Genomic DNA, 21,901 nt, shown 5'->3' with positions numbered 1-21,901 from the left:
AAATTCTGGCCAGACAAATGAGCCAATCCCGGACGCAACCGAACGTCACCCGCCATTGTTAGGGAGGTGCAACCGGCGTGCCAAGAAAAAACGCGAGAAACGACATGCTTGACAGGCCCACTGCCGGCGGTAGTATCTGGCTGCCTTTGGTGACCAAGATTCGCGATGCGCTGTGACTTGGTGAACAGGGAACTCCGGTGCAATTCCGGGACGGTCCGGCCGCTGTGTGCCGCCCGCGATCTCAATCGGATCGCATCCGTCGCTCAATTCTTGATGCCATTGTTGATGGTCTGCGATTTTCCGCTGATCCTCAATGAGAAGGCAACGAGCGACCGGAAAAGGCGGTGAGTCAGAAGACCTACCTAAGGCAAGACGGCTCAGTGCCCTCCTGGAATGGGGCGGTCGTTGCAGCAGACACGTGCCCTATCGAAGGCACCGTCATTGCTGACGCATGTTACCCGCAACCGCGTATCCGAAAGCGTCTTCCCGGCTTTGCCCCGCATCGGTGTTCCTCCCAACGATGGGAATCCAACGCCGTGACTGCCCGTCTGACCAGTCCGCACGTAGCGACGATACAGATGGCCAACCCTGAGAACTTTCCGGTCGCGCCTGCCAGAATCATCCATCGTGAAAAAGCACCTCACCTTAATCATTGTCGCATTGACTTGCTTGAATGCCGCAACTGCGATCGCGCAACAGAACGGCCCTTACTCAGGAATTTCCGGGGTGACCGACGGAGCGATCGACAACCCGATCGCGAGAAGCGAGCTGTCCGTTTTTGAGTCTCGTGTGGTCGACTACTCACCAGCCCCCGGCGTTGGTGATCGGCTGGTTTCTCCGACAACCGGTTTTGCTTCCCTCGGTGATCTGTACAGCCCGATCGCTCGCCCGGATGGTCTTACCGGCTTTGACAAACGTTACCAACCGGACGTCGGTAGCGAACCGAGCAGCTTCCATGCCGGGTCCGTGACGGACCCTTACGCCGGCAACGTCTTTGACAACTCGGACACCTACGGATTCATCGGGATCGATATGCCGGGCACGATCACGCTTGGCTTTGACAAGGCGATCGCGAACGGTGACGGCGCGGACTTTGCCGTGTTCGAGAACGGATTTGGTTTAGGTGGAAACACCTCGCTGTTCGCCGAGCTCGCGTTCGTCGAAGTTTCTAGCAATGGCAGTGACTTCCTGCGTTTCCCGTCGATCTCACTGAACACGGCCCCCACCGCGGGCGCCGGGACGTTCCAGGGCTTTGACATGTCCAACGTCTACAACCTTGCCGGCAAACATGCCAACAACTGGGGCACGCCATTTGATTTGGATGAACTAAGCACTGACGCCTTGGTGCTTAGCGGTGTTCTTGATCTAAACAACATCAATTATGTCCGCCTGGTCGATGTCGTCGGCAGTGGCGAGTTGGTCGATGAAAGCGGAAACAGCATTGCGGGTATCTCTCGCGATTCGCAGGGCAACGCGATCATAGACAACTGGGTCACGTTTGATTCCGGTGGCTTTGACTACGTCGGCCTGCCAACCGGTGCGGTGGGCGTCATTAATGTCAGTGCGGTTCCCGAACCGTCGGCGCTGGCAGCCCTCGGCGGACTATCGTTCGGAATGATGCTTCGCCGTCGACGTCGAAACCGCGCATGAGGATGACTTCGTGAGTGAACACGTCGGTCCGGAGCCCTATCGCGAACACGCGAACGACAGACCAGTCACATCGCCCTGCAATGGGATATGCCGACTGAATGCATCGTCGTTTTGCATCGGATGCGGCCGATCTCGAGACGAGATCGGTCTTTGGTCCGCCGCCGACTCTAACACGAAGGCTCGTATCGTCAGCAACGCACGGGCTCGCCTAAGCAGCGGCAACGCAATGGCCTCAAACACTCGGCCAGGATTCACTTTGGTCGAATTATTGGTCGTGATTGCGATCATCGGGATGTTGATTGCGATGTTACTTCCGGCAGTGCAGTCTGTTCGCGAAGCGGCGCGGCGAGTCCAGTGCTTGAACAATGAAAAGCAACTCGGGCTTGGTATTCTAAATTATCACTCCGCCTACAAGCGACTTCCGTATGGCGGTGCTGGCTTCGCGAGCATGACCAATTGGGCGTTGCGGATGCGATGGCGTCCAAGCTGGGGCACGACGATATTGCCGTTTATTGAACAGCAATCGCTTTACGAAAAACTTGATCCGGCGATCCCTTACCTGCACCCCGACAATCATGCCGGCGGACAGCAAGTGGTGCCAACCTATTTGTGTCCTTCGGCACCAAAGGCAACGTTGACGCGTCCCAACGGCGACTCTCCATCGTCAACATTGCAATTCGGGCGAACCGATTACGCCGGTAACTATGGCGAACGATCGTTGCGTTGCTATCCATCGCGAAACTGCCAGAACAATTATTCCGATATTGGTATCGGCGATGCGGTAGGACGTGGTGTGATGCTATTCGGAAAAGACCATCAGATTGGATTGCGAGACATTTTGGATGGAACGACGCACACGATCGTTTGCGGAGAAGCTCCCGAAGGCCTGCATTCCATTTGGATCGGGCACAAAAATCTGTTCGACCAAAGTGCACCGATCAGTGAACATGTCTCGCCGGGATCCCCATGGGACTCATGTTCAGCCATGCTGGCCAGTCGCAACGGTGACTTCTGTGATTTTGGCCAAGAGTTTCATAGCTATCACGTCGGCGGTTCTCATTTCCTAATGGCAGATGGCTCCGCCCGGTTCGTCACGCAAAGCTTGGATCTGCAAATCCTATCCGCACTGCTCTCTCGCCGGGGTGGTGAGGTGATCACCGACTACTAAGCAGGTAAACACGAGCCTGGGGTTTAAGCATCTGAATAACACGCTCCCGTTTGCGGTAGGATCGGACGTGCAAACGGCCGGGGAGGGTGCTCTCTCTGGGCCTGAGAGCCCGACTCTTCCGAAGGAAGAGCGAAATGACTTAAGCCGAATCATTCGTGTTCAACTGATTACGATTGCTTCGATCCGCATTCCCCTAAACTTAATGATATGTGCAACCTACTTAGACACTTCGCTCTCTCGGTACTCGCCACTGGCATACTCGTGCCTTCAACGTTTGCCGAAACAGTGATTGACTTTGAATCATTTCCGCTCGGCCCGGAAAGCTATTTCAACGGGCCAACGGGCAATGCGACCGCCGAAGAAACGCACTACTGGTGGGGGTCTCAGACAGAGCAGGTGGGTACGTTTATGGTCGATGAGATCCAGCTCTCAAATCGCAGTTCAGCTTTTAGCTGGGGCGGCTTTGCGATTAGCAATGTCACTGACAATACGACACCAGGCTTCTCCAATCAGTACAGCGCGTACCCAGGGTCAGGCGCCGGTGGGTCGCAAAATTATGCCGTCGCATTCGGCAATCGTGACGTCGAGACAACTCGATTCATTGATGAGAACTTCGTTTTCGATCGCAACAACGTCGACCATCTCAAACAGCTTCCGAGTATCTATCTACCCGAAAATGCCAGCGCGCATAGCGTCGCGGTTACCAACACGACCTATGGCTATCTTTCGATGCGAGACGGCGATGCATTTGCAAAAAAGTTTGGTGGCATCGACGGGACCGACTCCGACTACTTGACATTATCCATCTACGGGCTTGATGAAACCGATTCGACGCTCGATGCATCCATTGAGTTCAATCTCGCGGACTTTCGATTCGCCTCCGAAAGCGAAGACTACATTCTTGGCGATTGGGCACAACTTGACCTCTCACCTTTGGCAGACGCCCGCAGCTTGCATTTCAACCTTAGTTCGTCCGACATAGGCGATGACGGGATGAACACACCTGCCTATTTTGCAATCGACAACTTTCAAATCACCGCGATCCCTGAACCTAGTGCTGCTGTTGCGATCGCCGGACTTTGCGTCGCGGGAACCCTTCGTCGGCGCAAACGCCGAAACCCCGCCTAGCATCGGTTGCTCAAATCATTTCAAGATTGACGACCTGCTGAAGGTCATCCGTTTTCGACTCGGGCAACGCAACGCCGATTGCCCGGGCTTGCAACGACTGATTGACGAGGCTTTGCAAATGAGATGCCTCAAGTTCGATTCGAGATCGAAGCGTTTTGTGGAGCTGATAGATCTCATCCAATTTCGCGTGGTGCAATTCTTTTTTCGCAACCTCGTCGCTCTGCTCCATCTCTCTGTCCATCAATTCGCGATCCAAATTCGGGCAAGAAAGTCGCACTCGATTGCGAATTTTTAGCAAAGATCGAGCGCGAGTCAATCAGTCGCACCCAACTGCTTGGCGCGGAACAGCATTTCCTCGCCGGGCCAATGCTAGCACCTAAACTCTGTCTAAGCTGCGACAGTCGCCTTGGGTTTAGCGACATTCACTCCACCTTGCACAATCGCGACTTATCTTTCGGTAGTTGTCGATGAGGGTCAGCGGATGATCACGCTTCCCCCGATTGATCACGTTGCCCGAGCAGCTCCGTTCGACGACTCCCCCCCAAAAACAGGCCTGCTGTCGACTTCTTGATCGACGGATTCAGGGCGGACGTGGAACGAATTCACTCGTGCCAGGCCGTTCCGTGACGCTGAATTTTCGGAACCAAGCATCGCGAAAGAATTGACTATTTTGCGTTCGCAACCTATGCGACCGTTCCAACGGATATCGAACACGTGACAATCCCCAATTCCCCCCTCTCAGTGCTCTTGATCGACGACAGCCTTGGCGATGCCATGCTGATGAAATCGATGATCGAGCAGACAACATTAGATGATGTCGAGGTGACTCACGAGTCGAGTTCACTTGGCGGGCTTGAACGTCTTGCCCATGGCATGTTTGATTGCTTATTGCTTGACTATTCGATTGACGAGCTCAACGGATTAGAACTCCTTTCTAAAATCCGATCGCGACACACATTCTTGCCCGTTGTGATGGTCACCGGCAATGGTAGTGAATCGATTGCGGTCATGTCCCTTAAAGAAGGCGCACAAGATTACGTCAGCAAGCCACAGTTGACTCCGGAGTCAGTCGAACGTGCGATCTGCAATGCGATCGACAAAATGGCAATGGCAACCGAAATTGCAGACAAACAACGCGAACTCGAGAGCTTTGCACAGATCGCGGGGCATGACCTAAGAAGTCCCATTTCGATCCTACGACGCTATGCCGAGCTATTGCTCAAAAGCGATTCGAAACAGCTTGACGAGGATACAACAAGTTGCATCAAGACGATTCATAACAATGCGACTTATGCCTTGTCGACACTCGATGGGCTACTTGAGTACGCTCGATCTGGCCGCAAATCAAATGATTTTGAAGTAGTCGATCTCAATGGCGTAGTCGCGGAAGTGATTGATGTACTTCACCTTGAGATCGCCGATACTCTCGCAACGATTTCTGTCGGCGAATTACCTGCCATCGAAGGCGACCGCAGGGCGCTTAGGCAGTTATTTCAGAATCTGATCACCAATGCGATCAAATTTTGCAAAGAGCGATCTCCTGAAGTCACGATTGAGTCGGCAAATGCCTCAGCCGATCAATGGACAGTCACAGTACGTGACAACGGGATTGGAATCGCGAGCGAAAATTATGAGCGCATCTTTGCCCCCTTCAAACGATTGAATTTGATCAACGAATTTGAAGGTAGCGGAATCGGCTTGGCGATCTGCAATCGAATCGTCCAACAACACCAAGGTTCGATCGACGTCGAATCTGAATTGGGCATCGGCAGCACGTTCAAACTCGTGTTTCCTAACGTGAATGCTCTGACTTACGCCTAATGCTTCGTCTGTCATGATTCACTGCCAACTTTCAAATTCGGTTCAATGGGTGCATCTCATGTGTCATCATTCCTTCTCACGAGTCGCGCTCGTTCTTGCCATTATCGTCGCATCGGTAACTTCGGACCTGGTTGCCGCCGACGACAACAAACGATCAACTGAACCGTTGAATCAAATCTATGATCGGTTAACCCAGATCCACTCCGACCTCGACACGATCCGTGTCTACATGGGTCGTTCCCAGCATTCCGCCGCGATGCTAAACGTCCGCGATGTTAGAGCGCGTCAGATCTACTTTCAGTCGCTAGTGCTGTATCGTATCTCACAACGCTTTGCGTTCGATCATACTCGCTTGCGTGCAGATCCGATCGGTCAATCTGCGATCGGATATGCGCCGATCCTTGATCTTGCCAATGCGGCTCACGACCGACTGCGATCAGTGATGACACTTTACGGCATGCCATCCCAGAACGTCGTCGCTTCAAGACAGAAAGTTGTGACAGAGGTTCTTGTCTTTGAATCCGTTGTCCTCGCCATTCATAAGCTGAACGGATTATTGGACGAACGCATTTCGCCCAGTGATGTTTTCGAGCAGGTAACGGTCGGGATCGGGTATACGTCGCGAATACTTGAACAGACACAACCTGGACAGGTCATGCCGGAAACACCCGATTTCATTCCGGATCGGCTTCCGGCAGATGTTTATCGACGGTTGCTCAACTGCTTAGCGATCACGCAACGGATCGGACAACAGTCGGGGCTACCGATTCTGGAACTCGACACGAAAGAAGCTGATGTCCAGGACGTCGAACCGGGCGATGTCCTCAACCTCGCCTCACTCGTCGTTTCTGAAATCGCCTACATCCATTCCTTGGTTCCGAATACCGCCCCCCCGCGTGAAGTGTATGCGGTCGGTAGAAAATTCCCGGCCCACGTCTACCAACGGGTGGGCATTCTGGAACGCCAACTTGAGCGTTTGCAAAGTCATGCCCAATTAAACCCGCAATGGCTCGGACCGGCGTCCGTCAACGATAGCGAGTGAATTTGCGATGGATCAAAGCCAGACTTTGCCAGAGGTCAAACGACCTCTTCAAAAGCAACTTCTTCGCTCGCATCTGTCGATCGCGACGTTCGGTTTGATCGGTCTTTTGATCATCCTGATGCTTCAGTTAAATCTGCGACAGCGAACGTTCGATTTGACGAATGAACGCGCCCCCGCTGCCCAAGCGTCGATGCAAATTGTTGCCGGCGTCCAAGAATCCCTCGCGGCGTTGCGCGGTTGGATCGTCGCAGGTAATCCGCAATTTAAAGGCGAAAGACTTTCCGCCTGGAACGATTCGATTTCGCCTTCGATCAAGGCACTCCATGAAATCCAGGCTCAATCGGGCCAAACAGATTCTGACGAAACACTTCGACGAGTCGAAAAGCAGCTACAGAGCCTACGCGAAACACAATGGTGGATTGAAGACGTAGCACACACCCCTGGAAACGAACCATACACACTTTTTTATGCCGAGCACGTTCTTCCGATCAGTCACTCGATTTTCGAGTCAACATCGCAACTAGTTGACCTGGAAAACCAACGCGACTCGGGAGCCCGGGTGGCGATCCTTGGACCGCTGGTTAATTTCCGCGGAAGCTTTGTCCGATGCAAAGACATCCTTCAGCAGTTTTCCGACCAAGAGGGGATGATCGACCAAGACCGACATCGGCGTCAGCTAAAAGTGTGCCAGCGACAACTTCAATCGCTAAAAAAACTCCATGACCGTTTCGAGCCCGAGCAGCAGGAATTGGTAAAGATCGTCGATGCTGAATTTACCGCCTACCAATCCGTGGCCACCGAGCTGATCGATCCCGAACGACCACGCCCATGGAATGTCGCGAGACACCGCCTGAACTCGGAAGCAATCCCGATTGCGACCGAAGTGACCAACATCTTGAAACAAATCAGCGAGCATCATTTGACGACAATGAACGCGGAGTCGGAGACGGTCACTAACCTGAGCAATCTTGTCGCAATCATTTCGGTGATCACGACAATTCTGCTAACCCTTGCATCGGCGACAAGTGCCAACTGGATTGCCTCTCGGCTGGCGTCTCCTATCGTCGAATTGACAGAAGCAGCGTCCCGTGTCGGACAAGGTAACCTTGATACACCAGTCCCCGTCGAATCCGACGATGAATTGGGGCTACTGGCTTATCAATTTAACGTTATGAGAATCCAATTGGCCAACGAGAGCCGCGCGCTCGAGAGAGCCAAGGGGATTCTTCAACGAAAAGAACGACTGCTGCAAGAAATCTTCAGCTCTGCTGCGGTCGCAATGTTGATGGTCGACCAGAACGGGCGTATCGCCCTTACCAATCAACAATCCGAACTACTCTTCGGCTACCCGGCAGGAGGCTTACTCGGGAATTCAATCCTGAATCTTCTGCCGGAGGAGTTTTGCGAATCCAACTTCTTCGTTCAAACCGACAATAGCATCGACGGCGTACGCGATTTTTGTCCGATCAAGCAAGAGCTATTTGCTCAAGGCCGAAACGGTTATCAAATCCCCGTCGAAGTCGGACTGACTCCGATTCAAACCGGTAGCGAGCGATACCACCTGTGCGTCATCGTGAACTTGACCGAGCGCCGACGACAAGAACGACTGTTGATCGAGTCACGTGAAGCCGCCCTACAGGCCTCGCGAGCGAAGAGTGATTTCCTGGCAAACATGAGTCATGAAATCCGTACCCCTATGAATGCGATCATCGGTTTGACCCATTTGGTTCTCGACACGTCACTTGATGAATTGCAACGAGATTACTTGGATACGGTGTCTGATTCCGCTGAAGCGTTGCTCAAAGTGATAAATGACATCTTAGATTTTTCAAGGATCGAAGCAGGCAAACTGGAACTCGATCGCTATGACTTCGCCCTCCCCGATCTTGTCGGCGACACACTGAAAACGTTTGCGGTCAAGGCGGATGAAAAGAAACTGGAATTGACCTGTCGAATCGCCAGCAATGTTCCCGAGGTGGTGATCGGGGATGCGGGACGAACCCGACAAATCCTGCTCAATTTAATCGGCAATGCGATCAAGTTCACCGCCACGGGACATGTCCTTGTCGAAGTCACTATCGACGATGCTGACCTTGTTCCATCGAGTCACGTTAAGGTTCAATTCAGCGTGACTGATACCGGAGTCGGAATCCCACACGAACACTTGCAGCGAATATTCGAAAACTTCGAACAAGTCGACACATCGACCACGCGACAATTCGGTGGAACCGGCCTAGGGCTTTCGATTGCTTCACGTCTGGCTAACGCGATGGCTGGCAACATTTCCGTCGAGAGCGATGTCAATCGCGGCAGCACGTTCCGATTCTCAGCGATATTTGAACGAAGCGAATCGACGTCGATCCCACCTTGGCGGTTGCTGATTTCCAAACTGAAGTCAACGCGAGTTCTCATCGTGGACGATCACGAAATGAATCTGATCATTTTGCGTGAGATGCTCGAAACCCACGGCGTTGAAGTGGACACCGCATGCAGTGCCTTCGATGGATTGAAAAAACTACGTGACAGCGTCGACGCAGATTTCGACTACGAAATCATCCTATCGGATTTGAATATGCCGCAGCTCGACGGCTATCAATTCGCAACTGCGGTCGCTCAGGAGAACCAATACTATTCACGGCTCCCGTTGATCCTGCTGACATCGTCAGGATTCACGGATAACGACACTGACCTTGAACAATGCAATATTGCGGGTCGACTGACGAAGCCGATCAAACAGTCAGAGCTGTATGAATTGATTGTGCGAACTCTTGACATACGTGACGATAGCGACTCAGAAGAATCCACGGAGCTTGGGAAAAACGGTTTGGAAACCGACGTTTCCATCTCGCCGATCGATCGCGATCCGGCCTCTCATCTTCGCCCGCTGAAAATCCTTCTTGCCGAAGATAGTTTGCCAAACCGAAAGCTTGCCATGGCGATCCTAGACGCCTCCGGTCATCGCGTCGATGTCGCGATGAATGGGCTGCAAGCGGTACAAGCGGTGCAATTGCAAACCTACGACGTCGTCTTAATGGACGTGCAGATGCCCGAAATGGATGGCTTCGAAGCCACCGCGGCTATCCGAGAACTTGACGAATTAAGAAACTACCATACCCCGATTGTTGCCCTGACCGCTCATGCACTTACCGGCGACCGTGAGCGGTGCCTCAACGCGGGAATGGATAATTACGTCTCTAAACCAGTCAATCCAATTCAGCTCTTCCGAGCGATCGGAGAAGCGATCGGACTGGACTCGCAGTCATCGACGAATCCCCGTTCTGACATCGAACACTCGACTTCATCTATCACATCATCGCGGCCGTCCCAAACGAGTCTCATGGACGATTTCAAACCCAGCGGGGTGCCGGAGATCCCATGGCCTGAGTTACTCGACCACGTCGGTGGACAAACCGAACGTCTGTGTGAAATTACCAAAGCTTATGCATTAGAAATCAAACTGGTTTCTGAAGGACTGTCATTCTCACTGACCACCAACGATGCAGATGAGACAAGTCGTTACGCTCATAAATTAAAGAATGCGATCCGCTTTTTCCAGCAATCCGACACATTGAAATTCGTACAAGTTCTGGAGAAAGCCCCCGCGGAAGTAAACCTACGTGCCGCGCAAGATGCCTACGACCAACTCGCGCCGCGGATTGAAACCCTGCTGACAGCCGTCGAAGATCATTTACGATCGCTCGAGCTGCCGCACGAATTGTGATTTACTTTGCCCTGGATTCTCGGATTGAACCGGCTTACGCCAACCGGCGAGTCAACTGCACTCGCCGCACTACCCGTTTTCTGACGCGTTTGACGACACGGGCCGCGTGTACGGCTCACGAATTCCCGAAGCCCTTCAATCAGCATCGATACTTCATTACTGCGGCAAGACTTCGACGGTTCCGGCGTAGCTTAGACGTCGCTGAGTCGCATTGGGAATCGACGTATCTGAATCAGATTTCGACGTCGACAACCAGTACATCCCGGCTTCGGGCCATGTGTATTTGATCTTGCCCTCGTCATCCGATGTGACATGCACGGTATCTTGCGAGTTGCGGTAACGAGTTGCTCCCTGGATGATTTCAACTTCCAATCCGGCGGCTGGTTTACCATTGACCAACAATTGGAAGGTCCCTTCTTCTTCGGCATACAGATCGTTCGGGTGAGTCACCGGGATCAGTTCGATTCCTTTCCCGGTCGGCTCCAAAGCGGTTTCCGTCGGAGCACCGTTGGTCACAAATGTCTCGATCCGCCCGACCGATTCTGTCACGTTGACGTTCGTCGCACCTTCGGGTAGCGCAGAAGCGAAGTCACTCGCTCTACCACGCCATCGTCGACGCTGACCGTCGTGTTCCCAACTTGCAAACAATCCTTGATTCACGATTGCGATTCGGTAGGTGCCTTTTTCCTTGAGCTGAACATCGAAAACACTTCGGTACTTGCCGGTGCTCTGGTTTTGGCCCTCGACTTGGTTTCCATTGGGATCAATGATCACCAAATTGTCCAACCCGAGAGGGAAGTGGTTGAAATAAAACAGGTCATTGGACACTGCCGCGTCGACGGTTACCCAGGGATCATTGCCCGAGAGTGAGGTTTGTGAGGGACGCAACCAAACTTTGTGAGCTTGGGTCGTCGTGATTAAGGCGACAAAGACCGTGGCAGAAAAAACAACGGAACGGATCATAACGATTCCTTGGTAGTAGTAGAAATACTTGACGGTAAACTTGGTTCAAACCCGTTCAGACTAAGGGGTCAGTTTCAAGGAAACGGATCCCAACTCTTCTTCTCCTCGGCGGGTTTCGGTCGCCTGCGATTTTGCCGGCCACTGAAATGGAATTTCGACCAACTCGCGGCCACCGACTTCACGTGATGCCTCGATGACTAAGGTGTATTTGCCGGGCTTAAGCTTCGACAGATGTTTCCCTTTTCCATCGAACGATAACTCGTGCTTTCCCGCCGGACGCGTCGCACCGGAAATCCCATCGACGGGCATTTCAAGACCGCGACCGGAACGGCGCCACCATTGCCGTAAATCGGGGAGCCACTTTTCTCCCTTGCCGTCGGCGCCGGCGCTTTGCTGGTACCAAACGGCAAGATTCGCGGCGACTTTTCGTTCGGGGGTTTGGATCCAGATGGCGACGTAGGGACGGTGATACTCTGACACATCTAAACGTGGGATTTCCACGTTGACGGTCAGATCCGCCGCTGAAAGTCGCGCGGTCATCAACGACGCGAGGGCCAACAAGACGAGTAGCGATCTCATGAAGCAAAATCCTTTGGTAAAGTGTGTATGCCGACGCATGATTGGGTGATCTCAATCAATGCATGAAGAGGATGATCAGCAAAAGCGGCCCGATAAACCCCAATGAAACCAGGGGCCACGTCATCGCGCGCCGTTTGGCATGCATGATTAGCAACAACAGTCCGCTAAGACAGAAAACGATGGTCGCCACCGAGAAGACATCCAGAAAATACTTCCAGACCAAACCGGTATGACGGCCTTTGTGAAGATCATTGAAGAATGCGATCCAACCACGCTTCGTTTCCTCAAACTCTACGTCGCCCGTTTCCCGATCAATGGCAAGCCAAGCATCCGCTCCCGGGCTTTGCATCGAAAGGTAGACCTCGTCGGCCGAATACTCTGCCTCACGATCTTTCAAACTGAAATTGAGTTGCTCGCCCAACGAGTCACGCAACTCGGCCGGCAAAACTTCCGTCCCCTCGGCAGGCATTGACTCCAACTTTGATAATTGGTCATCAGAGAGCGTCATTGCTTCGAATCGACGCACCGGTTCGGCTTCGATCTCCGAACCGTGGTTGAGCGTGATGCCGGTGATGGCAAACATCAACATCCCGACCAAACTGACTGCCGAACTGATCCAGTGCCAGGCAATAAACTGACGCATCCAAAATGCACGACGGTTTTTACTCTTTCGTCGTGGCTTTGTCGGCTGCGGACGATCAGTGACCTGATCAGCAGATTCGGTGACGGTAAGGCTCACGTTGGCGGTTCGCTCGCTGAAATCTGAATGTGGGTGATTCGGACGCTACCGTTGTCCGAAGGCCCGCTATCTTAGTGGCTGGCAATTTCGTTCGTAATCGTTTCCTTGCCGTGCCGAGTCCATAGTGCGTGATAAACCTCGCGATCGATTGAATCGGTGAGGAATTGCACGCTTCCATCGCAAAGCCCAACCGTCACGCCGCCCGTATGATGACTCCGTGCGGCGGTGACTTTCGATGAACCACGAACGGTGTCCGGGACAGTCGCATTCGGTGTCAAACGCCCGTTCATGATCGGCCCGTCGGGTGAGCACCCACGCAGCCAGAACGAAAGACGATTGCCGTTCCAACTGGGAATCGTCGGCCACAAACCTTCGAGGTCATTGTTATCCAACAATGTCAGTGTCGCGGCGTCGGCAGAAAGAGCGGCGCGATACACCTGTGTGGTGTTGCTGTTCTTGGCCAAGGTGGTCGGTGATCCACTCGGACCGCGAAGCGATTCCGCGAATGCCAAAGTATGCGTGGTACCATCAAGGATAGAAGCGAAACGTGTTTTTGCACCGACCCAGCACAACCCGTCGGCTTCATCGAAACTAGGGTGAAAGACTTCGTCCATCCCGCTGCCTTGATTCATCGCATAGTTCGTGCCAGCGATCACCAGATCGGCTCCTGACGGCATTGTCATGATGTGCGTGGGACTTTCGGGATCACTCGGACAAAGGTACGAAGGAACCGCTGTCCCCGCCGCCTCGTGTAATCCTTCTGGAATATCCGCAATCGCTGGGTGACCGAGATAGAGATCGAAGTCGATCAGATCCGTCAAAGCTTGCTGTTCGAGAAATGGCAGAAGCTTTGCCATGGGAGAGTAATCGTTCGGGTAACCGCCCGGCCACGCATACCCCGCATTCGGAAATCGCTCGCGATAAACCGAAGCGTAATTGTGCAAGGCCAACCCGATTTGCTTCATGTTATTACTACAGCTCATTCGCCGCGCCGCTTCGCGAGCCGCCTGGACGGCCGGCAATAGCAGCCCGACCAGGATTCCAATGATCGCGATCACGACCAAAAGCTCGACAAGTGTGAAGCCGTGGCGTTGACGCCTTCGGCAGGACGGAACCGCAGGTGTTCCTGAATTTGATTGGCAAACGATACGATCCATTACTATGCGCTCCGAAGTAAAAGAACCTCGCCAAACTCCTTGGGTTTGACGCAGATACAGAAATGAAGGCCGCCGCGATCCAGATCGACCAGAACCGACAACCCGACAGGCTGAACAAACTCGCTCGTTTGCAGCCACCAAGCTAATGCTATTGCGAATCACTCGCAATACGCGAACGTTGTATTTTTACCGCCCCTGGACGTTGGCTATCCCTGCCGCACCACCAGCGTTTACCGGTAGATTGGACGCCAAAGAACGAGAATCACGAACTCCCCCCCCCACCCAGTTCGGGACGCAGTTCCCAGGTGATCGCACTTCCGTCACTCGATCTCCTCAAATTTTTCACTGGCAACCGTGAACTCGCCGGCAGGACACGACAGGCCGCCGCACGCCGCTACGAACGCCACAACGTGCCGCTCGTTCACCATCGAAACGTTGGATTTAGCTCGTGCTTGCCACCGCCTGCGGGCTGGGCAAGCCCTCATCGAGGATCTCTTGATAGTGGGCCGCTAAGGATTGCGCGTCCTGAAATTCGCATGCCGGGAACTCTTCAATGATCTGTCCATCTTTAAGCACCACGACCTGATCCGCCCAAACGGCGACGCTCGGTTCATGGGTGACCAGAATGATTGTTCGCCCCTGCTGATCGCAAAGATCGCGGAGCAGTTTGCAGATCGATTGCCCGGTGGTTGAATCCAGGCTCCCTGTTGGTTCATCAGCCAATAACACCGCCGGCTCGGTGATCAACGCACGCGCGATCGCGACGCGCTGTTGCTCGCCGCCGCTGAGCGAATCGGGGCGGTGCTCTAATCGATGATCAATCCCCAATCGCGATGCGAGTTCTTTGACGTTCGCGGATCGATCATCCTTCATCCCACCAGCCATCAGCGGCAAAAGGATATTGTCCGATGCGTTCAACGCGGGAACGAGATTAAAGGATTGAAAGATCAAACCAATCCGTTCGCGACGGAAGCGAGTCAACGCAGCGTCTGACAGCGTCGAAAGATCGACACCGTCGACAACTACGCTACCACCCGTTGGCGACGTTAAACCGGCAATCAAGTGCAACAACGTACTCTTCCCCGATCCGCTTGCCCCCATCACCGCCACGAACGCCCCGGTCTTAATCGAAAGCCCGACAGATCGTAGGGCTTCGACCGAAGCATCACCTTGCGGATAGCTCTTGGAAGCAGCCTCGACTTTACAAATCGCCTCGTTGGCCTGCGAATGTTCTTGGGGTGAGAGCGAACTATCAACTTTATCCATCACAACGATTCCTTCTTTGAACTCAAATAAAACAATGCCGATCTCAACAGCCCATGCTCAAGCAGATGATTCCATCGAACACACGTCGCTACCTACAACGAATCGATATCCACCGAACCGAATCATGTTTTTCGCCATACATCAATGACATCGATCATGTCACTTCGATGTTCGACCGCATCACTGACGGTCACCGTACATACGGTTCACGATGACGCACCAACCTTCGACCGAAGTGATGTTATCCACGACGATCTCCCGCGTATTCCCTATGCGTTTGCCGCGTGATACGGTTCAGTGAAGGACGCCAACCTTGCCGTTTGACGAACAAATCGGACCTTCGAATTTGGCGATCTCTTAGGGTTGTACTCGTAAATGCCCGCCTCACAACTGGCGGCGAAAATTCCGCCGGCAACGACCAAAAGCCCGCCGTGTCTTGTCAATAAATCACACCCGTGTGATCATCGTTCTTCTGAGCAAACCACAGCGTTATCACGGCGATCGCGGCGATCGCGGCGATGCATGTCGCGGAACGTTCCACCAGTTCGATGGGCATGGGTTTGACTAAGCAGATCTCGTTCCATCCCGAATGGAGACGCATCTCGTTTCCAATCGCAACGCCTGCGAGGCGTCCGGGATCGGTTCGTCGGCGAGACCGAACACGCGTACAACAAGGAACCCTTCGATGCAAAGTTGGCCACTGATCGCAAAACTTGTCACCGCGCAAATGAAGTTTCATCCGACCAGGGCGATCATCACGACCTTGGGCGTGATCGCATCGACATGTGCGGTCGTGTGGGTCGTCAGCGGCTATGACTCACTGGTCGCGAGCTTCGACGACAATGCAGGAAAGTACCTGGGCCGCTACGATGTTCTCGTCGTCCCCAAGGGACCTCCGGGAAGTGTCCAAACGATTCCTCAGCGGATTATCGATGAGTTGAAAATCGATGCCGGGGTCTTAGAACTAAATGCGATCAGCCAATCTCGTATCTCAGTCCAGCGGGTGCCCGATAAGAACGATCAACCAGAAGAAGAATCTGCGTTGGGGTTACTGATCGGACATCGGCCTCCGGTGTTCGGCGCGCCACCGATTGACCCCACACTTGTGAGCACACCAGCACCCACCGCTCCTTACCAAATGATCGAGGGCGAATGGCTGGCCAATCCCGCTAATAACGACGATCAAAACACGATTGAGAACCAAAGAATCGCTGATGAAGCCGTCATCAGTTCCAACGCTGCCGATCATTTGAACGCCAAAGTTGGCGACAAAATATTGGTGACCTCGCTTTCCAATCAAGTCACGCTGAATGTCGTTGGGATTGTCGAACAGCCATCGGATTCACCATCATTTGGTGGCCGTGGTCGGCGTGGTGGTGGCCCAAATCGTGAGAAGCCAGCAGAGAAGGGTAGTCGTCCCGCTGGCCCCCCAAATGCCGACCAGCGACTATCGCAAGGGAATCAATCGGACGCTAACGGTAGTACGACTTCGGAAACGAAGCGACTTCATCAATTCACTGTGCCGACGGGTTTTGTCCAAGGCGTTGCTACGAACGCGGTCTACGTTCGCCCATCGCTTGCCGCTCGAATCAACGGGCATGCGGCAAAGGCGAACGTACTTCAAGTTGCACTGCGCGACACCGTATCGGCGAAACAGTTTGGCGAGGCGTGGTCAAAACAATTCGCGGCAACGCAACCGCCATTGCAACTGGTCGACTACTCTGCGGTCCGAGAGGGGTTAACCTCGACGCGATCTGTCGGCAGTCAACGATCGCAAGCGTGGGCGGCCACTGGCATGGCATCGATCGCGGCGATCTTCATTATTTTCTCGACCCTTAGCATGGGTGTTTCTGAACGAGTCCGTGAATTTGCGATGCTTCGCGCGATCGCACTTACCCGCGGTCAAATCGCGGGCATCATTGCCATCGAAAGCGTACTCCTTGCATTGATCGGTTGGCTTGGTGGGCTCGCCGCAGGATTCCTTTTGGTTATGGTCGGCAGCCGAGTCCTTCCGGGGCTATTTAATGCCGGGTCGGCGATCGGATGGACCAGCGTTCTTTTAAGTGGCCTGACTGTCTTGGCAGGGGCGTTGGGCGCGGCGATCTTACCGGCGATCCGTGCGACACGAATCAAACCCCTCGAGGCAATGAATCCACGCCGTCATTCCTCACGTTGGCAGAACTGGACGGCTTTGGGCCTCGCCGGTTTTGTTCTCGCGGCGATGACGCCATTGGTCGTGTTCTTATTACCGATGTCGAATCAGTCACGCCTATGGAGCTATTCATTCGTTGCTTATCCGGCGCTCTTTATCGGCATGCTGCTGATGGCACCACTGGTGGTGGTGATCAGCGAACGTGTTTTCGGCCCGATCTTGACTTCGATGATGAGGCTCGATTCCCGCCTTGTGAAAACGCAGCTATCAAGCAACATGTGGCGCACGATCGGGGCGACGCTCTCTTTATCCGTCGGCTTAGGATTGTTCGCTTCGACGCAGACCTGGGGTTACTCGATGCTCCAACCGTTCCTACCCGGTCAGTGGCTTCCCGACATGTTGGTCGCCTTTCACCCGATCGGACTCGACGAGCATGACGTTGAAAAGATCAAACAAGTCGACGGCGTGCGGGCGGGCGAAGTACTTCCGCTGGCGATCGAACAAGCCAAATTTGACTGGGGAAAAGGAACACCCCCGGAAGGCATGAAGTATGACAATGCCGTCCTTTTCGGAGTCGATCCGCACCGAGCTTTCGCGGGCGAAGACGCCTTGGTTGACATCGATTTTGTATCCGGCGATCGGGATGCCGCGATCAAGAAACTATCCGCCGGTCGCCACTGCTTGATCTCCGAAGACTTTCAAATGCTAACCAAAATCCAAGTTGGCGAAACACTTCGGTTTACGCCGCCGAATGCCCCCAACGAAACAGTCGCCTACACCGTTGCCGGTGTCGCTGCGCTGCCCGGTTGGCAGTGGGTGACCAAGTTCTCGGGAGTACGCCGGCACTTTGTCCGAACGTCGTGTATGATTTTTGCCAACCACGATCATGTTCAAAAGGACTTCCATTTGGATCGCGCGGAGTTCTTCTGGCTAAACCTCCACCCCGGCGTTTCGATTCCGGCTGTCGAGAGACAGCTACAAAAGCTTGCCGAAGAAAACTCTGGCGAGAGTTTTCAATCGGATCAGTTTGGTGAAGTGAAAGCGTATCGCCCGTTCGCCCGTGCCACCGCAACGGCCAACGTCAAGAAAGCGATTTCCATTCGCGCCAACGACATGATTTGGGGCATGAGCTATTTGCCGCTTGTCACGTTGGCAATTATGTCATTGGCAGTGGTCAACACCGTCGTCGCCTCGGTCCGATCACGAACGTGGGAATTCGGAGTGATGCGTGCGGTTGGTGTCACCGCTTGGCAACTGGTCCGGCTGATCGTTGTCGAAACCATCTTGATTGGAATGGCGGCTTGCACGTTAAGCCTGATCTTCGGCTTAATCGCGGGATGGTGTGGTGTCGGAATGGCCCAGTATGGAGGCTATTTCTTTGGCGGTGCCCCTCAGTTTGTTATCCCGTGGCACCATCTTGCGATCGGCTTTGCGATGACGCTTACCCTTTGCCTGATTGCTTCAGTTTGGCCGTCTGTTCGTACCGGTCGGCTGGAAACCCTCTCGTTGCTTCAGGCAGGTCGGGGATCGATGTAATCCAGGACCTGCGTTCAAGTCACACATCAACACCATCGCGAGACTTCCATTGTTCACGTTCCGTTGGCAACTCATTCGACATTCTCTTTCGCATTCCGCGATCGTCGCATTTTCCGTTCTCATGGTCATCGTTTCATTCTGCGATGACCGCGACAGCAGTGCGGCTGACCCGGCTTCCACAAAACGCTCCATCACCGGTGGAGACCAGATAGACGCAAGCTTGTCAAATGCGAATGCGCATCTGATTCGTATCGACGCTCAACCGGGTGATTATGTCCGTGGCCAATTTAGCGGGCGAGGCGTCACTTTGTCGTTGGTCGATGAACAGGGGAACCACCAACGGCGTCTTGCCAATGGTACCGGTTCAAAAGAAAGCTTTTACTTCATCCATAACGACGGTGCGCCCTACCGGTTGAAAGTTCAAGCTGGTGTTCCCGGAGCTACAGATGCCGAATACACCCTCAGTTTTTCCGAGATCATTCCCAAGGCCGATCAAGTTGCCACTCAATCACCGCCAGCTAGCCCCAGGCTGCGAACACTGCAGGTTGAACTCTTACGATCGGCAACATCGGATGTTCGGCGATCAAAGTTAATAGAGACGTTTTGGGACACGATCCGCCAACAAGGCACACCGCTGGTCGAATTCGATTCGGTTCGGCCACCGCTCGGCGAAGACCAAGCATTGGTGACGTTTCTCTATCGTGGTGCGAAACATCGTGTCCAAGTGTTTTCCGCACCCTCGGGAAACCACGACGAGATGCAGCGGTTGGGTGATTCCGACGTTTGGTACGCTAGCTATCGAGTGCCACGGACCGCGCGAATCGGCTACAAGATCGCTCCCGATGTCCCACGTTTTGCCGGCTCTTTTTGGGAACAACGCCGAGCAATTCTAGCGACCGCACAACTCGATCCTTTAAATCCGAACTCTTTCCCAGAACGGCCGATCGACCGATTTGCGGGAGAATCCATAATCGCACTTCCCGATGCCCCACACTCGAAGTGGCTCGACCGCCAAGCTAACGTCCCCGCGGGATCTGTTCAGCGTCATGAGTTTTCCAGCGAGATCCTCGGCAATCGACGAGACGTTTATCTCTACCGGCCTTTCGGGTACGCCCCCGAAAAGCCCGGCAACGGATTACTGGTCGTGTTCGATGGCAGACGCTATCTGGAAGACGTTTCTACTGCGGAAGTTCTCGATCGTTTGATCTTCGCGGGTGAAATCATTCCCACGGCAGCGATCTTGATCAGCAACCCGAGTTCTGCAAGCCGTGCCGAAGAGTTGCCTTGCAATCCTAAGTTTGCTTCGTTTTTATCGGAGGAACTATTGCCTTGGGCGGAGCACCAGCAAGTCACTGCCGAGCGTGAAAAGACCGTGGTGGTTGGAGCAAGCTACGGTGGATTGGCGGCAGCCTACATGGGACTGAAACTTCCCCAATTGTTCGGCCATGTCTACAGCCAGTCCGGATCGTTCTGGTGGTCACCGGGATCAAAACCGGGTGTCCCACAGGCGGCACCTCAATGGCTGACACGACAGTATGCGAAGGATGATAAGTCTAACGTCCGATTCCGCTTGGAAGCCGGACATTTTGAAGACCATGGCGAGACGAGCATCTTCGACTCGACGCGTCATCTTCGCGATGTGCTCGAAGCAAAAGGCTACGACGTGGACCATCAAGAATACGCGACCGGCCACGGTTACTATTACTGGCGGCATACGTTTCCTGATGGACTGATCGCGATCCTCGGCAAGCGGTAAACGTTTAATCGGCCGCTCAACTGGCCCGATACCAGAGAACACTCGGGCCAGTTCGCCATTTTCGGCAATACGCGAATAGTTTTTTATCCGCCGACGTAGCGTCGCATATAGGTCAAAAACCCTTGGTCGATCTTTGCGATCGGATCGCCGAACACCTCCTCGAAGAGTTCGATCCGCTCACGGGCGGTCATCTTTCGCATCGGCTTGCCCTCGCTCAATCGCTTCAGGTAATCGACGTACTCTTTCCGATGCGTTTTGAGCAAGTAATAAGTTAACGCCCAAGATTCGCCGTACGCGTCACTCGCCGTTTCAGGCGCGCGAAAACGTTTGTCGTCGGAAATTAAAGTGACAAGTGAATCGCGACCACGCAGCGGTACGTATGCTTTCCAACGCTGCAAATTGAATTCGTTGACATTCCCGATTCCGCGCCATCTTGAAGCACTCTTAAAATCGGGAGCTTCAAAAAACAACGCCAAACCTTCGCTAACCCACATCGGGTTGTCGGCAAACCGAGTCTGCAATCCACAATTGTACGCCAGTTGGTGTGTCGCTTCGTGGATGATTGTCGATACGTTTCGATTCAAGTTCGGGACGTTGTAGGTCACCATCCGATTGCCCGCGATGTGGTAGTAACCGATCACGGCATTGGCGGTATCACCCACTTCGGCACTGGCGTACTTTAGGAAATCGTTCTTGCTATCGAAAACGATGGCCACCAATGGAAACTCTGGCTCGGGCAATCGCCAGCGTTGATTCCGCCAGTAAGCGTAAAAGCCTTTGTACAACTGTTCGAACAACAATCCAACTTGCTTGACATACGCTTCGTTGGCATCGTACGCGATGACATAGTGGGCAGTTTGATAGATTTCAAACCCTGGTGGCAGCTCTTTTCGTATCCGATCTGCGATTTCGTTATCGGTCAACGGCGTGAATGCTTGATCGTCCGAAGACCGCTCAATGATCTGCTCTGGTTGGACCGTCCAGATCCGACCGTCGTCACTTTGCAACATCAGCCCACCGTCTTGGGCTTCGACCAGGATTCGCCCCTTCACCGTACGAACGGGCTTGGGCACTCCGTTGACTAAATCATCGTCTTTTGAATTGAAAGTGATCGTTTCTACGGCCGACACAACTGGGCTTTGTCCGGCAAATGCGATTGCGATGACAAACATCAGTAGCGAGCGTCGAATCGAAGGGTTCATTCGTCGATGCAAAACTGGACT

Annotated in this window: 17 protein-coding genes, 1 pseudogene and 1 riboswitch; of the genes and pseudogenes, 10 read left to right on the top strand and 8 right to left on the bottom strand. The window is 53.6% G+C overall.

Annotation, left to right across the window (positions count from 1 at the left end):
- The first annotated feature begins 130 nt into the window (after positions 1-130).
- Positions 131-380, top strand: a riboswitch (cobalamin riboswitch).
- A 247-nt stretch (positions 381-627) separates the two neighbouring features.
- The 4 genes and pseudogenes from FYC48_RS28555 (at position 628) to FYC48_RS25485 (ending at position 3,946) form a co-directional block, all read left to right on the top strand.
- Positions 628-1,650 (top strand): PEP-CTERM sorting domain-containing protein, encoded by a 1,023-nt coding sequence (locus tag FYC48_RS28555; protein ID WP_235034431.1) that lies wholly within the window; start codon positions 628-630, stop codon positions 1,648-1,650.
- Between the two features lie 10 nt (positions 1,651-1,660).
- A pseudogene (locus tag FYC48_RS28880) lies at positions 1,661-1,846 on the top strand (DUF1289 domain-containing protein); the annotation flags it as partial.
- A gap of 30 nt (positions 1,847-1,876) precedes the next feature.
- The gene (locus tag FYC48_RS25490; protein ID WP_230773995.1) at positions 1,877-2,818 is read left to right on the top strand and encodes a DUF1559 domain-containing protein; all 942 of its coding nucleotides are present in this window, start codon (positions 1,877-1,879) and stop codon (positions 2,816-2,818) included.
- 261 nt (positions 2,819-3,079) lie between these two features.
- Positions 3,080-3,946 carry a DUF4465 domain-containing protein gene (locus tag FYC48_RS25485; protein ID WP_230773997.1) on the top strand — a complete coding sequence of 289 codons (867 nt, stop codon included), beginning with the start codon at positions 3,080-3,082 and terminating at the stop codon, positions 3,944-3,946.
- 10 nt (positions 3,947-3,956) lie between these two features.
- Here the strand turns inward: FYC48_RS25485 and FYC48_RS25480 are convergent, their stop codons facing one another.
- Entirely contained in the window at positions 3,957-4,187 is a 231-nt protein-coding gene (locus FYC48_RS25480) for a hypothetical protein (protein ID WP_149499631.1), read from the bottom strand.
- A 500-nt stretch (positions 4,188-4,687) separates the two neighbouring features.
- On the opposite strand from FYC48_RS25480, the gene FYC48_RS25475 reads away from it, so the two are divergent.
- Genes FYC48_RS25475 through FYC48_RS25465 form a run of 3 tightly spaced genes read left to right on the top strand, consistent with a single transcriptional unit; the run spans position 4,688 to position 10,530 of the window.
- Positions 4,688-5,767, top strand: coding sequence for a hybrid sensor histidine kinase/response regulator (locus FYC48_RS25475; protein WP_160149769.1), 1,080 nt, complete (start codon positions 4,688-4,690; stop codon positions 5,765-5,767).
- Positions 5,768-5,780: 13 nt separating this feature from the next.
- The gene (locus FYC48_RS25470; RefSeq protein WP_160149768.1) at positions 5,781-6,809 is read left to right on the top strand and encodes a hypothetical protein; all 1,029 of its coding nucleotides are present in this window, start codon (positions 5,781-5,783) and stop codon (positions 6,807-6,809) included.
- Positions 6,810-6,816: 7 nt separating this feature from the next.
- Entirely contained in the window at positions 6,817-10,530 is a 3,714-nt protein-coding gene (locus FYC48_RS25465; protein WP_149499628.1) for a hybrid sensor histidine kinase/response regulator, read from the top strand.
- A 156-nt stretch (positions 10,531-10,686) separates the two neighbouring features.
- Here the strand turns inward: FYC48_RS25465 and FYC48_RS25460 are convergent, their stop codons facing one another.
- The 5 genes from FYC48_RS25460 to FYC48_RS25440 form a co-directional block, all read right to left on the bottom strand.
- The gene (locus tag FYC48_RS25460) at positions 10,687-11,493 is read right to left on the bottom strand and encodes a DUF4198 domain-containing protein (RefSeq protein ID WP_149499627.1); all 807 of its coding nucleotides are present in this window, start codon (positions 11,491-11,493) and stop codon (positions 10,687-10,689) included.
- Between the two features lie 60 nt (positions 11,494-11,553).
- Entirely contained in the window at positions 11,554-12,072 is a 519-nt protein-coding gene (locus FYC48_RS25455; protein ID WP_149499626.1) for a DUF2271 domain-containing protein, read from the bottom strand.
- Between the two features lie 55 nt (positions 12,073-12,127).
- Positions 12,128-12,811: a PepSY-associated TM helix domain-containing protein gene (locus FYC48_RS25450; protein ID WP_235034430.1), complete on the bottom strand. Its 684-nt coding sequence runs from the start codon at positions 12,809-12,811 to the stop codon at positions 12,128-12,130.
- Positions 12,812-12,882: 71 nt separating this feature from the next.
- On the bottom strand, positions 12,883-13,968 hold the full coding sequence (locus FYC48_RS25445) for a DUF1559 domain-containing protein (RefSeq protein ID WP_149499625.1): 1,086 nt from the start codon (positions 13,966-13,968) through the stop codon (positions 12,883-12,885).
- A 441-nt stretch (positions 13,969-14,409) separates the two neighbouring features.
- Positions 14,410-15,234, bottom strand: coding sequence for an ABC transporter ATP-binding protein (locus FYC48_RS25440; RefSeq protein WP_149499624.1), 825 nt, complete (start codon positions 15,232-15,234; stop codon positions 14,410-14,412).
- Between the two features lie 156 nt (positions 15,235-15,390).
- On the opposite strand from FYC48_RS25440, the gene FYC48_RS28695 reads away from it, so the two are divergent.
- The gene (locus FYC48_RS28695; protein ID WP_261345091.1) at positions 15,391-15,522 is read left to right on the top strand and encodes a hypothetical protein; all 132 of its coding nucleotides are present in this window, start codon (positions 15,391-15,393) and stop codon (positions 15,520-15,522) included.
- A 151-nt stretch (positions 15,523-15,673) separates the two neighbouring features.
- Here FYC48_RS28695 and FYC48_RS28005 read toward each other — a convergent pair whose 3' ends face one another.
- On the bottom strand, positions 15,674-15,835 hold the full coding sequence (locus tag FYC48_RS28005; RefSeq protein WP_160149767.1) for a hypothetical protein: 162 nt from the start codon (positions 15,833-15,835) through the stop codon (positions 15,674-15,676).
- Between the two features lie 84 nt (positions 15,836-15,919).
- Between FYC48_RS28005 and FYC48_RS25435 the strand changes: the two genes are divergently transcribed.
- Both FYC48_RS25435 and FYC48_RS25430 read left to right on the top strand, forming a co-directional pair.
- On the top strand, positions 15,920-18,922 hold the full coding sequence (locus FYC48_RS25435; RefSeq protein WP_235034429.1) for an ABC transporter permease: 3,003 nt from the start codon (positions 15,920-15,922) through the stop codon (positions 18,920-18,922).
- 121 nt (positions 18,923-19,043) lie between these two features.
- On the top strand, positions 19,044-20,678 hold the full coding sequence (locus FYC48_RS25430; RefSeq protein WP_149499623.1) for an alpha/beta hydrolase-fold protein: 1,635 nt from the start codon (positions 19,044-19,046) through the stop codon (positions 20,676-20,678).
- A gap of 83 nt (positions 20,679-20,761) precedes the next feature.
- Here the strand turns inward: FYC48_RS25430 and FYC48_RS25425 are convergent, their stop codons facing one another.
- The gene (locus FYC48_RS25425; protein WP_235034428.1) at positions 20,762-21,880 is read right to left on the bottom strand and encodes a DUF1570 domain-containing protein; all 1,119 of its coding nucleotides are present in this window, start codon (positions 21,878-21,880) and stop codon (positions 20,762-20,764) included.
- Between the last annotated feature and the right edge of the window lie 21 nt (positions 21,881-21,901).

This window comes from Roseiconus lacunae (assembly GCF_008312935.1).
Lineage (GTDB): Bacteria > Planctomycetota > Planctomycetia > Pirellulales > Pirellulaceae > Stieleria > Stieleria lacunae.
Note: the sequence above shows the minus strand (reverse complement) of the source record. Positions and strands in the feature narration are given on the sequence as shown.